This window comes from Capnocytophaga leadbetteri (assembly GCF_003054025.1).
Lineage (GTDB): Bacteria > Bacteroidota > Bacteroidia > Flavobacteriales > Flavobacteriaceae > Capnocytophaga > Capnocytophaga leadbetteri.
Genome location: NZ_QBKG01000012.1, coordinates 19587 through 32401 on the forward strand (window position 1 = coordinate 19587; position 12815 = coordinate 32401).

The window sequence follows — 12815 nt, forward strand, 5'->3', positions numbered from 1 at the left end:
TTAGTCGATAGTAGTTAGTCGTTAGTTTTTAGACGCTAGTAGTTAGTCGTTAGTCGTTAGAATGTTGGCGGCTAACGACTAACTAGTTTTTGCTAATGACTAAAGACTAACGACTATTTGCTAATTTTTTTGTATCTTTGCCCCTGAAACCTTTAAAGACAATTTGCTATGAGTACAGTTATTACCAGTATTGACCAGTTAGACCTTGTAAATGGGCTCTATACCTATGCCGATTATCTGCGTTGGGAAATAAAAGACCGATTAGAAATTCTTAAAGGGAAAATTTTTAAGATGAGTCCTGCGCCTGCTATTTCGCACCAAAAGGTATCAGGAAATCTATACGGTGAAATGTACCATTATTTCAAAGGAAAACCTTGTAAACTTTTCTCTGCTCCGTTTGATGTAGTGCTAAAAAGCAAAAAGGGGATAGAGGATAGTGTGATACAACCCGACCTGTGTGTGGTATGCGACCCTAAGAAGTTAGAAAATGACAAACGCTGCTTAGGAGCTCCAGACCTTATCATTGAAATACTATCACCAGGGAACTCTAAAAAAGAAATGCGCAACAAGTATGATTTGTATGAAGAATCAGGTGTGGCTGAATATTGGGTAGTACGCCCGACCGACAAAGAGATTACACAGTTTGTACTTGAAAATGGCAAATACCGAGCCCTCCGCCCAGTAGTAGAGGGCGACCTCATCTATTCGGCTATATTCCCCGAACTAAGCGTAGCTACTGAGGATATTTTTAGACTATAATCCGCAAAAAGCAAGCTAATGATACTATAGCACCCCCTAAGTGGGATACGAAAGCCAAGAGAGAAATAGAGCAAGGGGCATTAGAAAGGCAGTTTACGGACTAAGAGAGCCTAAGGAGAAAATGGCTGAGAAGTTTTATGCGCTAAAGAAGAATTTGTACTGGCGTTACAACCCTTATAGCATCATCAGAACAAAATCAAGTTTCTATTATTAATTCTTTTTTCTTATCTTTGTCGCCTGAAAGAAATACTTAATAACAATGAATAAAATATACCTACTCCTATTAAGCCTGCTACCCTATACTATGGTAGGGCAGTATACCGATATTATCAACTCTAATCTGCCGGGCAACTCGCAAAGTGCTTATGCTGTAGGCCCCCGAGTGCTACAGATGGAGGGTGGACTGTGGTACGAGCATAACCGACATAAAGTTACCCAAACCGAAATGCACTACGCAGGGATAAACTACGCTGTGCGTTATGGGTTCTTTCGCGAACGCTTAGAGGCAATGCTAAATGGAACTTTGGCATACGACAAGACTTTAGCCCATAACACTACCACTACCCACTTTGGTTTTGTAAACAACACTATAGGGGCTAAATACTTGCTCTTCAAGCCTAAATTTTTAGACGAAGAGCCCAATATATACAGCTGGAAAGCTAATAACTCTTTCTGTTGGCGCAACCTCACCCCCTCGATAGCCCTCTATGCGGGTATGAACTTTTTGCCTAACGAGCGCTATTATTACGAGTCGGTACCAACCTTATCGCCAAAAGTGGTGGCTATCTTTCAGGCAGAACCCATACCGCGCGTAGTGACGGTACTCAACCTGATAGGCGATAGATTCCTAACCAAAGAAAGTACCGAATACAGCTATATACTAACCGTTACCCACAATTTGGACAACGGTTGGTTTAGCATTTTTGCCGAACAACAAGGGGTGTATAGTGACCGTTATCGCGACCAAATAACACGATTAGGAGTTGCTTTTATCGCCTCTGCCAACCTACAGCTAAACGCTGATTTGGGCATCGGGTGGAATGACACCCCACAACGCTATATGGGGCTGATAGGTGCTTCGTATCGCATTGATAACCACAATAGTTACATCAAAAAAGTACTGAACGATAAGGTTAAAACTACTAAAATAAAACACAAGAAAAAACCTAAGAAAAGAAAAAAGAATGATTTCGATTAAAGAAATAGCTACCCAAAAAGAACTCACTGACTTTGTGAAGTTTCCTCTCTCATTATACAAAAATAACCCTTATTGGGTGCCGCCCCTCATTAGCGACGAAGTAGCCTCTTTTAGTAAAGACAAGAACCCTGTATTTCAGCAGGCACAGGCTTTCTTCTTCCTCGCCTATAATGAGCAAAAAAAGATAGTAGGACGTGTAGCGGCTATCATTAACCAAAACGACCTACAACAGGGCATTAAGAAAATACGCTTCGGGTGGCTGGATATGATAGACGACCTAAACGTAACTAAAGCCCTCATACAAAAAGTAGCTGAAAAAGGTCGCGAGCACCAATTAGACTATATGGAGGGGCCTATGGGCTTTTCGAGTATGGACAAGGTAGGACTGCTGACCGATGGTTATGACCACATCGCCAATATGATGACGTGGTATCACTACCCTTATTACAAAGAGCATTTGGCCAAATTAGGCTTTGAGAAGGAAAAGGGTTTTATTGATATGTCGTTTTTGTTAGAAAACTCTAAGCCAGAACTTTTTAAAAAGACGGCTGAAGCAATAAAAAAACGTTATGGCGTGCGACTCATTGATACACCTACTACTAAAGAGGTACTCAAGCACGTAGATGCTATGTTTGACCTATATAACGAAACCTATTCGCGCTTAGCCTCATACGTGCCGATAAGCAATGCCCAACGCGATTATTTCAAGAAGAAATACATTCCGTTTATCAACCCTGAGTACATACGCTTTATAGAGGACAAAGAGGGCAAACTCATATCTTTTGCCATAGTGATGCCATCATTCTCTGAAGCCCTGCAAAAGGCAAAAGGCAAGTTGTTCCCTTTCGGTTTTTGGCACTTGCTAAAAGCTAAAAAGCACCACGATACGGTAGAGTTTTACCTTATAGGGGTAGCCCCAGAGTACCAAAGCAAGGGTATTCCGGCATTGCTATTCGACTATTATTACAATGTATTTAAGCGCAATGGCGTGACTAAATGTGTTATTACACCAGAGTTAGAAGAGAACTTGGCTATTCAGCAACTATGGAAGAATTTCGACCCTGTCATCTTTGCCAGAAGAGCTACTTTCAGATTAACAATTGACAAATAACAAACGAGAAAATGAACTATTTTCTTCCTTTTTTAGCGGTAGTATTAGGCTGGAGTGTGGTAACTTTCTTAAAACCTGCCTCGCAGCGATATACTAAGTTGCTACTGTCATTCAGTGGAGCGTATTTATTGGCACTGACAGTATTTGTGCTCATTCCTGAAGTATATCACCAGCATGACCACAGCCTTGATTTCAAATATATAGGGCTATTTGTTATAGTAGGGGTATTGTTGCAAATTGTTTTAGAATTTTTCTCTCACGGAGCCGAACACGGACATCCGGGGCACTTACATACTGCCCATACAGCTTTCCCGCTATCGCTATTTATCAGTCTTAGCATTCACTCTATATTAGAGGGTTTCCCGCTATCGCATGGGCACAATCACGATTTAGTATATGGTATTTTTGTACACAAACTACCAGTGGCTATTGTATTGACCACTTTTTTTATTAATTCGGGTATCAATAAATGGAAAACAGCCCTCTTTTTGTTGTTTTTTTCGCTGATGACCCCTTTAGGCACCTATTTAAGCACCAATGTACCCCAACTTATTGCTTATCACACCGAACTTTCGGCAATAGTTATCGGTATTTTCTTGCATATCTCTACCGTTATTCTGTTTGAAAACGCTGAAGGACATCGTTTTAACCTACTGAAGTTTTTAAGCGTATGCATAGGGTTTGCGGTAGCATATCTCACTTAAAACAATAAACAAATTAAACAATGAAGACGATGAAAAAACTATTATACCTTAGCATACTTCTATGCTTAACTGCCTGCCACACCCCCAAAAAAGAGGTAGTTTTTACCTCTGATGACCTCAGTATCATTCCGCAACCCCAATCGATGGTATTAGGCAAAGGGTATTTTCAGTTTACCCAAGAGACTGTTTTTGTAATTGACCCAGCACTAATGCCTGCTAGACTGCCTTTCCTCGAACAATTTGAGCGCGCTTCTGGGTTTAAGTTTGCAATACAAAAAGCAGCTATACTAACTAATTCGGTAGTAATTGATACGGATAAGTCGCTGCCCAAAGAAGGTTATACCCTTGCAGTAACCCCTCAGCAAATCAGCATAAAGGCGGCAGATTACAATGGGGCTCTGTACGCCGTGCAGACGCTACGCCAACTACTCCCCAACGAGGTAGAAAGTTCAGAATTAGTAAAACGCGACTGGCTCGTACCTGCGGTTACTATCACTGACGCCCCGCAGTATCAATGGCGTGGGCTGATGTTAGATGTATCGCGTCACTTCTTTCCTAAAGAATATATACTCAAAACCCTCAACCGTATGGCGATGCTCAAGCTCAACACCTTTCACTTTCATTTGGTGGACAATGAGGGCTGGCGTATAGAAATTAAAAAATACCCTAAACTGACTGAAGTAGGTGCTTGGCGCGTAGACCAAGAGGACAAGCTATGGAACGAACGAACCCCTAATCCTGCCAATGCTTTTGCTAATCCTGCGACCGCTCCTAAAAAATACGGCGGCTTTTACACCCAAGAAGACATCAAAGAAATAGTAGCCTATGCCTCTGCGCGGGGCATCACGGTAATACCCGAAATAGAGATGCCCGCCCACGCAATGAGTGCCATAGCGGCTTATCCGGAACTGTCTTGCCATAAACGCCCTATAGGAGTGCCTTCAGGAGCGGTGTGGCCTATTACCGACATCTACTGTGCCGGACAAGAAGAAACTTTTGACTTTATAGAAGAGGTACTTACCGAGGTATTAGCCCTATTCCCCAGCCAATACATACACGTAGGCGGCGATGAGGCTACCCATACCGAATGGGAGCGCTGCCCTAAGTGTCAGCTACGAATGAAAGAACACCAGCTAAAGAATGTACATCAGCTACAAAGCTATTTTATCAGGCGAATTGATGATTTTCTAACCTCAAAAGGACGCACTTTAGTCGGTTGGGACGAGATAATGGACGGCGGACTGGCTAAAAATGCAGTAGTGATGAACTGGCGCGGCATAGAAGTAGGCAAGAAAGCCCTTGCACAGGGCAACCCTATAGTACTAACCAGCGATTGCTATATAGACAATTACCAAGGGCTACCCGACTACGAGCCACAAGCCAACGGAGGCTATCTGCCGTTGAAAAAGCTATACAACTACAACTTAGAAAAAGAAGCCTTATCTGATGCTTCTCTTGAAAAAAACAAAGTACTCGGCACCCAAGCTAACCTATGGGCTGAACACGTAGGCAGTACCGAGCACTCTGAATATATGCTCTTCCCCAGACTATTAGCGCTTGCTGAAATCAGTTGGACAAACGATAAACTAAAAGATTGGGACAGTTTTATGAGGCGCACGCAGCACTTTATGCAGCGAATGGACGTGATGGGCATACATTACGCCCGCTCAGTATACCAAGTAGTGCCTACCGTAGAGAACAAAGAGGGCAATATCTACCTAAAATTAGAATGCGAAGTGCCTAATGCCGATATTCGTTACGCTTTAGGCTATACCCCTATAGAAAAAGGAGAAAAATACACCGCCCCTATTGCTATCAAAGCGACTACTACCTACAAAGCAGCGGTCTTTTCAGCAAATACTACCAACACTATTACCTCTGGGCAGATTACCTTCCACAAGGCGATAGGCAAACTAGTAAGCTATAGTCCGCTATACCACAAGAGCTATCAGGGGCAAGGCGAAGGTACCCTTACCAATGTAATTCGCGGTACGAAGAACTTCCACGACGGGCAATGGCTCGGTTGGTTGGGCGATGATGTAACCCTCACCCTTGATTTAGGCGAAACAACAGAGGTAAGCGAGGTGCGTATAGGCGCAATGGATGCCCAATCGTCTGGCATTTACTTCCCTGAACAACTAACGGTTGCCCTTTCAGCCGATGGCAAAAACTACCGAGAAGTAGCAGCGCAAGAAGAGCCTTGCACTATCAAAGGGAAACCCTCGCTGAAAGATTTTGTACTAAAGTTTGACCCCCAAAGCACTCGCTACCTACAAATACGACTCAAAAACGTAAAAACACCTCCGAAAGGCGGTGATGCGTGGTTATTTATAGATGAAATTTTGGTATTATAAATTTTGTTAATTTGCTAATTTGCTAATTACTTTGTATCTTTGCCGACTAAAATAAGACTTTAAAAATTATGCCTAGAATCTATTATAGAGAAAGAAAACTACATACACCTCCCCTGAAAAACGAGGTGATTACCCCTTCATTATTCAACGAAATAATGAAAAAAAGTGACTTTATAGCTGAAGATGCTTTGCAAATATTTGAACTACCACCCGTAGCCTCTTCTTCTATCTTTTTTTGGAAAAAAGACAAGAATTTTAAATATGCCGTAGTGTGGAACTCTGAAAAAAGCCACACTACCTATGAGTATGGCGACTTTTTCCTACCTAAGGCTATCGTATTCTTCGATGTAAAAGATGCCTATTTTCCTTCTGATTATTACTTTATTGTTAGTATAGACGACCAATTAGAGCTCGGCCACGCCAAGGCAGGGGCAGACACCGCTTGGTATGAGCAACCACAGCTATGGCACCAAGTGAGTAACCCCAAGCTCATCAAGCGATTTGAGCACTCTATCAAGGCGCTTCATAACCTCTTATCAGAAAATCAATAATGGATTTTGTAGCTACTATTCCTTTTTGGGCACTTTTTATTATAACGGTCTACTATCTTTTCAACAGAAAACCTAATACCCTGCGCTACAGCAGTGCGCATTATATGCCCGAGAAACGAAAGCAGTACCTTAGCAAACTAAAAAAATATGTAGTTGTGGTATCCATCTCTACAGGATTATTGATTTGTGTGCCTTTCTGCTCTTTTTTGCTTTTCGAAATCTTTCATATGCCTTATTCTTTCTACGAAAATTTACTTCTTTACCCCCAACAGCACCCTTATATAATCTGCTTTACCGCTGCTGGTTTTTTAGGCTGGTGCATAGGCTTATATTTTTATCACAACAGGAATATACAACACTTGCAAAAGCTATTAGAAGCAATGAGCGATGCTGATTACGAGCGTTTTACTGAAATGATGCAGCTGATGAACTTCACCCAACGCTATTCGCCTTTTGTGGTGATTTGCCAAGGGAAAGCCTACTTTATGTGGAGTTTGGGCGAGGGTTTGTCGCTAAAGGATATAGTGCATTTAGAATGGGACTGCCGGGAAAAGTACTACGACCGTTCAAAGAACAAATATGAGTTAGTAGAAGAAGCCCATATCTACACCCGCGAGCAACCCAATACCCCCATTACCATAACGATGCCCAGAGACCAATACCGCTTCTTAGAACGCGCTTATCGAGAGGCCTTCCACAAAGATTAATTAATAAATTATAGATTGTGAATTGTGAATTGTTTTGTAACTTTGCCGCCACTTTCTTCATTAGCCAATACCCCTTATCATTTTAAAAACACACAAAAATGTTTACAACTGAATACGATGTAATAGTAGTAGGGGCAGGCCACGCAGGAGCTGAAGCTGCTGCCGCTGCTGCCAATATGGGGGCTAAAACCCTGCTTATCACGATGAACCTACAACATATAGCCCAGATGAGTTGCAACCCCGCTGTGGGGGGGATTGCCAAAGGGCAGATAGTGCGCGAAATAGACGCACTGGGCGGTTATATGGGTATCATCACTGATAAGACGGCTATACAGTTCAAAATGCTCAACCAGTCTAAAGGGCCTGCTATGTGGAGCCCGCGGGCGCAATCAGACCGTATGCGCTTTTCTGAAGCGTGGCGACTACAATTAGAAAGCCTCCCTACCCTTGATTTCTTTCAAGGTATGGTAAACGACCTACTTATAGAAAAACTCAAAGTAGTAGGGGTACGCACTTCGTTAGGCATCAGTATCAAAGCCAAAAGCGTAGTGCTAACCAATGGTACTTTCCTCAATGGGGTGATGCACATAGGGCTAAAGCAATTCGGCGGAGGGCGTGCTGGCGAACCTGCTGCACACGGTCTGACCGAGTGCCTTGTACAGCAAGGTTTTGAAGCCGGACGTATGAAGACCGGTACTCCCCCCCGTGTAGATGCCCGTTCGCTGGACTTCAGCAAGATGATACCCCAACCCGGTGACGAGCACCCTCAAAAATTCTCTTTTTCAGCAGCAACTCAACCTCTGCAAGTACAAAAGGACTGCTATATGACCTACACTAGCGAGCGCGTGCACAACATACTGCGCACTGGCTTTGACCGCTCGCCTATGTTCCAAGGTATTATTCACGGTGTAGGGCCTCGTTATTGCCCTTCTATTGAAGACAAAATCAATCGTTTTGCCGACAAAGACCGTCACCAAATATTCGTTGAACCTGAAGGCTGGCATACTGTAGAAATGTACGTAAATGGCTTTTCTACCTCTCTACCCGAAGAGGTGCAGTACGCTGCCCTTAGTCAGGTAGCAGGCTTTGAAAAAGTGAAGTTTTTGCGCCCTGGTTATGCTATAGAATACGATTATTTTCCGCCTACCCAGCTAAAACATACCCTCGAAACCAAACTGATAGAACATCTGTATTTCGCCGGACAAATAAACGGTACTACTGGTTATGAAGAGGCTGCTGCCCAAGGACTTATGGCAGGCATTAACGCTGTGCTAAAAATACGTGAGTGCGAACCGCTAATCCTCAAACGCGACCAAGCTTACATAGGGGTACTTATAGACGATCTTATCACTAAAGGAACCGAAGAGCCTTACCGTATGTTTACTTCGCGTGCTGAGTATCGCACCTTATTGCGCCAAGACAACGCCGATAGCAGGCTCACCCCTATTGGTTATGAGATAGGTACTGTTAGTGAGGAGCGTTATCGCGCTTGGGAGGCTAAAGAGCAAAGAGTAGATGATTTTATCACTTATATAAAAGAACTGAGCGTTACCCCTGAAGAGGTGAATCCTATACTCGAAAAATACGATTCATCGCCTATGAAACAGGGTGATAAACTGCAGAAAGTACTCACCCGCCCCAGCGTAACCCTATCAGACTTTGAGCAGTTGCCTAAAGTAAGCCACTATATAGCCGAACACGACCTCAGCCAAGAGGAAAAGACGTGCGCTGAAGTAGCTATAAAATACGCTGGCTATATAGAAAAAGAGAAGAACAACGCCGACAAACTCAACCGCTTAGAGAGCGTACGCATACCCGAAAACTTCGATTATGACAAGATAGTATCGCTCTCGTTTGAAGGGCGTGAAAAGCTAAAGAAGATACGCCCTATAACCCTTTCGCAAGCCTCGCGCATCAGTGGGGTATCGCCAGCTGACATCAGCGTATTGGTGATATATATGGGGCGATAGTTTCCTTTTTATTTTGGTATTCGAGAAAAATAATGTACCTTTGGGGCGTAAAAGGAGAAAAATCAGAGTTGTTTAGTAAATAAATTTATAAAAATCGTTAATCGTAAAATATATGGATTCAGTAAAGAATTATATTCAAGAAAACAAAGACCGTTTTATTGCGGAACTGATAGAACTGCTAAAAATGCCTTCTATTAGCGCCGATGCTGCTTATTCGCAAGATGTGCTGAACACTTCAGAAGCCGTAAAAGATGCTTTGGAAAAAGCAGGATGCGACAAGGTGGAAATATGTGAAACCCCTGGTTATCCTATCGTCTACGGCGAAAAAACTATAGACCCTGCACTGCCTACTGTACTGGTGTATGGGCACTATGATGTGCAGCCCGCTGACCCTATTGAACTATGGGATTCTGACCCTTTTGAACCCGTAATTAAAAAAACTGATATTCACCCTGATGGTGCTATCTTTGCTCGTGGGGCTTGCGATGACAAAGGTCAGATGTTTATGCACGTGAAAGCTCTGGAATATATGGTCAGAAACAACGTGTTGCCTTGCAATGTGAAGTTTATGATTGAGGGCGAGGAAGAAGTGGGTTCTGGCAGCCTTAGTTGGTTTGTGAAAAACAACCACGAAAAACTCAAAAACGATATTATCCTCATCTCTGATACAGGTATGTTGGCTAATGATACTCCTTCTATCACCACTGGCTTGCGCGGACTTAGTTATGTGGAGGTAGAAGTAACTAGTGCTAACCGCGACCTGCACTCTGGTCTATACGGAGGGGCGGTAGCGAACCCTATCAATGTGCTTACTAAGATGATAGCCTCGCTACACGATGAGAATAACCACATCACTATTCCGCATTTCTACGATAAAGTAGAAGAGCTTTCGCAGGCAGAACGCGATGAGATGGCTAAAGCTCCTTTCTCGCTTGAAGCTTACAAGAAAGCCTTAGATATTGATGCTGTATATGGCGAAAAAGGTTATACCACTACTGAGCGCGCCTCTATACGTCCTACCCTTGATGTAAATGGTATTTGGGGAGGCTATACTGGGCAAGGTGCTAAAACCGTTATCCCAAGTAAGGCTTATGCTAAAATATCAATGCGCTTAGTGCCTAACCAAGATAACCTTGAGATTACCGAACTCTTTACTAAGCATTTTGAGAGTATAGCTCCTGCAGGGGTACGCGTAAAAGTAACTCCTCACCACGGCGGACAAGGTTACGTAACCCCTACCGACACTCCTGCTTACCAAGCTGCGGTAAAGGCTTGCAAAGAGTCTTTTGGCAAAGAGCCTATACCAGTGCGCTCAGGGGGTAGTATTCCTATTGTAGCTCTTTTTGAAGAAGAATTGGGCAGCAAGTCTATCCTTTTAGGCTTTGGTTTAGACAGTGATGCGATACACTCGCCTAACGAACACTATGGTATCTTTAACTTCCTTAAAGGAATTGAAACTATTCCGTGGTTCTACCATTACTTTGTAAACAACAAATAGGTCGGTTAATAGATAAAAAACAATAAACTTTATCAGGTTTTTAAGACTTTGATAAAGTTTATTGTTTTTTTATCTAACTGATTTTTAAGAGTATATAAATTTAAATAAAAAATAATTGATATTTTTTTGCTGAAAAATTTGCAGGTTTCAAAAATAGTCGTACCTTTGCACCGCATTAGAGAAGAATATAACACTCCTCCTTAGCTCAGTTGGTTAGAGCATCTGACTGTTAATCAGAGGGTCACTGGTTCAAGTCCAGTAGGGGGAGCAAATAAAAAAAGGCTTTACATTTCCGTAAAGCCTTTTTTATTTTGCCATATTTTAAAGGTTATTTGATTCTATTCTTCACTCTTGAAGAGGCTACTAACGAGGCTAACAAGCCTAACACTACAATAGTAGCAAACACTATAAGCGTATTCGTAGGGGTAATAGCTACCGGATAAGCCAAGGTAGGGCTTATCATTACTAAAGAGAATTGCTGTTGTAGCCATACAATAATGGCTCCTAAAGCAATCCCGATGGTGGCTCCTACCACTGAAGCCATAGTGCCTTGCCAAAAGAAGATTTGGCGCATTTGCCGCTGATTCATACCCAAAGCATAAAGCGTCTGTAGGTCGTCTTTTTTATCGAGAATCATCATAATAATAGCCCCTACAAGGTTGAATAAGGCGATTATTAGTACTAAGATAAAAATAAGATAAACCGCTATATTCTCGGTATTTAACATACGATAGAGCGCATCATTTAGTTGCACACGATTCTTCACTATCACGGGTTGCTCAAAAGCGCGCACAATAGCTTCAGTTGCTGTCTTTTCATCGGCTTGTGGCGCTAATTTCACTTCGATAGCTGAGACTTTGTCTGGCGTTACTCCCAATAAAAAACGAGCCTCATCTAAAGACGAAAATACATATTTCTTATCTAAATCCTCCGTAAGCTGATAAATGCCTTGTACTACCGAAAAAGCTTGTCGGTAAGGCATTGGGTCGCTTAGTATACTGCCTTTGCCTGCCTTAGGCACCACTATCTGCAAAGGAGAAGAGGCATCGGTAAGGTTTAAGCCTAATTTGTTGAAAATAGTACCTCCTACCACTACGCTAGGTGGGGTAAGTTCCCAATTGCCAAGCACAATGATACTATCAATTTCGTTGACTTTAGGATATTGCTCATCTACCCCTTTGATGTAAGCTATATGATTTTTCTGATTATGGGTGAGAAATACTTGCTCTTCGAGCACCTTAGTAAAGTGTGCTACCTGACTGATTTGTTGTAGTTTAAGCGTATCTTGTGAGGTAAGTGAGAGGTATTTGCCTTTGGCTGGTAAGATTTTTAGGTCGGGGTCGAAAGTTGAAGAGAAAGAGAGTGTAAAATGCTTGAGACCCGCAAAACCTGCAAGGACAATAAAAAGGGCAGCAGCCCCAAGTACTACTACAAAGGCTGTTACCCTATTGATAATGTTGATAACATTCTGAGAACTTTTGGCGAACATATATCGCCTTGCTATATAAAAAATGGGGTTCATCGTTTCTATGTCATTTTTCTCTTGTAAAGCAACTCGCGATTTTCTATCGGGTTCTCTTCTTCTTTTAGCGATTGCTCTATACCTTCAATGTATTGTAAAGAATCATCGATATAGAAAAGCAATTCGGGCATACGTCTGAATTGGTGCTTGGTAATCTGCGATAGTTCGTGCTTGATAAGCGGACTGTTAGAGGTTACCCCTTTGAGTACCTCAGCTGCTTTGACTTCAGGAAATACACTTAAATAGACCTTAGCTACCGATAAATCAATGGTAACGGTAACTTTAGTGACTGAAACTAAGAGGTTTTGCTGTCCTGCATCGCGAATAGATTGCTGAAGGACTTTGGCTAATTCCTCTTGTATGATACCTGCTATTTTCTTCTGTCTGTTATTTTCCAAAACTTGTTGATTTTTAATATTTTCGGCAAAGATAAAACTTAAT

Annotated in this window: 12 protein-coding genes and 1 tRNA gene; 11 read left to right on the plus strand and 2 right to left on the minus strand. The window is 42.3% G+C overall.

From position 1 onward, the window contains the following. Nucleotides 1-168 precede the first annotated feature (168 nt). The 11 genes from C8P65_RS09105 to C8P65_RS09150 all read left to right on the plus strand — a co-directional run bounded on the left by C8P65_RS09105 (nt 169) and on the right by C8P65_RS09150 (nt 11120). Nucleotides 169-759, plus strand: a complete 591-nt coding sequence (locus tag C8P65_RS09105; RefSeq protein WP_107782530.1) for a Uma2 family endonuclease — start codon at nt 169-171, stop codon at nt 757-759. 40 nt (nt 760-799) lie between these two features. Continuing rightward, entirely contained in the window at nt 800-973 is a 174-nt protein-coding gene (locus C8P65_RS12095) for a hypothetical protein (RefSeq protein WP_170069095.1), read from the plus strand. 45 nt (nt 974-1018) lie between these two features. After that, entirely contained in the window at nt 1019-1957 is a 939-nt protein-coding gene (locus tag C8P65_RS09110) for a transporter (protein ID WP_107782531.1), read from the plus strand. Further along, nucleotides 1944-3068 (plus strand): GNAT family N-acetyltransferase, encoded by a 1125-nt coding sequence (locus C8P65_RS09115; protein WP_107782532.1) that lies wholly within the window; start codon nt 1944-1946, stop codon nt 3066-3068. Before C8P65_RS09110 ends, C8P65_RS09115 begins: the two co-directional genes overlap by 14 nt. Nucleotides 3069-3079: 11 nt before the next feature. Then, nucleotides 3080-3772, plus strand: a complete 693-nt coding sequence (locus tag C8P65_RS09120) for a ZIP family metal transporter (protein WP_107782533.1) — start codon at nt 3080-3082, stop codon at nt 3770-3772. Between the two features lie 20 nt (nt 3773-3792). Beyond that, nucleotides 3793-6126 (plus strand): glycoside hydrolase family 20 protein, encoded by a 2334-nt coding sequence (locus C8P65_RS09125; protein WP_107782534.1) that lies wholly within the window; start codon nt 3793-3795, stop codon nt 6124-6126. A 68-nt stretch (nt 6127-6194) separates the two neighbouring features. Further along, on the plus strand, nt 6195-6677 hold the full coding sequence (locus tag C8P65_RS09130; protein WP_009391022.1) for a hypothetical protein: 483 nt from the start codon (nt 6195-6197) through the stop codon (nt 6675-6677). After that, nucleotides 6677-7384: a signal peptide protein, YSIRK family gene (locus C8P65_RS09135; RefSeq protein ID WP_107782535.1), complete on the plus strand. Its 708-nt coding sequence runs from the start codon at nt 6677-6679 to the stop codon at nt 7382-7384. Before C8P65_RS09130 ends, C8P65_RS09135 begins: the two co-directional genes overlap by 1 nt. A gap of 98 nt (nt 7385-7482) precedes the next feature. Then, nucleotides 7483-9354 carry a tRNA uridine-5-carboxymethylaminomethyl(34) synthesis enzyme MnmG gene (gene mnmG, locus C8P65_RS09140; RefSeq protein ID WP_107782536.1) on the plus strand — a complete coding sequence of 624 codons (1872 nt, stop codon included), beginning with the start codon at nt 7483-7485 and terminating at the stop codon, nt 9352-9354. A gap of 112 nt (nt 9355-9466) precedes the next feature. Beyond that, a complete protein-coding gene (locus C8P65_RS09145; RefSeq protein ID WP_107782537.1) occupies nt 9467-10852 on the plus strand; it encodes a dipeptidase in 1386 nt (461 codons plus the stop codon). A 194-nt stretch (nt 10853-11046) separates the two neighbouring features. Beyond that, nucleotides 11047-11120, plus strand: a tRNA-Asn gene (locus C8P65_RS09150). Nucleotides 11121-11180: 60 nt separating this feature from the next. On the opposite strand, the gene C8P65_RS09155 is transcribed toward C8P65_RS09150, so the two are convergent. Together C8P65_RS09155 and rbfA are read right to left on the minus strand one after the other, a co-directional pair. After that, entirely contained in the window at nt 11181-12341 is a 1161-nt protein-coding gene (locus C8P65_RS09155; protein WP_107782570.1) for an ABC transporter permease, read from the minus strand. Between the two features lie 38 nt (nt 12342-12379). Further along, nucleotides 12380-12772 carry a 30S ribosome-binding factor RbfA gene (rbfA, locus tag C8P65_RS09160; protein WP_107782538.1) on the minus strand — a complete coding sequence of 131 codons (393 nt, stop codon included), beginning with the start codon at nt 12770-12772 and terminating at the stop codon, nt 12380-12382. Between the last annotated feature and the right edge of the window lie 43 nt (nt 12773-12815).

What these genes read in the sequence shown, in the direction of transcription:
- C8P65_RS09145 (WP_107782537.1), top strand. Translation starts at nt 9,467, where the DNA reads ATGGATTCAGTAAAGAATTATATTCAAGAAAACAAAGACCGTTTTATT.
- C8P65_RS09130 (WP_009391022.1), top strand. Translation starts at nt 6,195, where the DNA reads ATGCCTAGAATCTATTATAGAGAAAGAAAACTACATACACCTCCCCTG.
- C8P65_RS09105 (WP_107782530.1), top strand. Translation starts at nt 169, where the DNA reads ATGAGTACAGTTATTACCAGTATTGACCAGTTAGACCTTGTAAATGGG.
- C8P65_RS09110 (WP_107782531.1), top strand. Translation starts at nt 1,019, where the DNA reads ATGAATAAAATATACCTACTCCTATTAAGCCTGCTACCCTATACTATG.
- C8P65_RS09155 (WP_107782570.1), bottom strand. Translation starts at nt 12,341, where the DNA reads ATGTTCGCCAAAAGTTCTCAGAATGTTATCAACATTATCAATAGGGTA.
- C8P65_RS09135 (WP_107782535.1), top strand. Translation starts at nt 6,677, where the DNA reads ATGGATTTTGTAGCTACTATTCCTTTTTGGGCACTTTTTATTATAACG.
- C8P65_RS09115 (WP_107782532.1), top strand. Translation starts at nt 1,944, where the DNA reads ATGATTTCGATTAAAGAAATAGCTACCCAAAAAGAACTCACTGACTTT.
- C8P65_RS09125 (WP_107782534.1), top strand. Translation starts at nt 3,793, where the DNA reads ATGAAGACGATGAAAAAACTATTATACCTTAGCATACTTCTATGCTTA.
- C8P65_RS09120 (WP_107782533.1), top strand. Translation starts at nt 3,080, where the DNA reads ATGAACTATTTTCTTCCTTTTTTAGCGGTAGTATTAGGCTGGAGTGTG.
- mnmG (WP_107782536.1), top strand. Translation starts at nt 7,483, where the DNA reads ATGTTTACAACTGAATACGATGTAATAGTAGTAGGGGCAGGCCACGCA.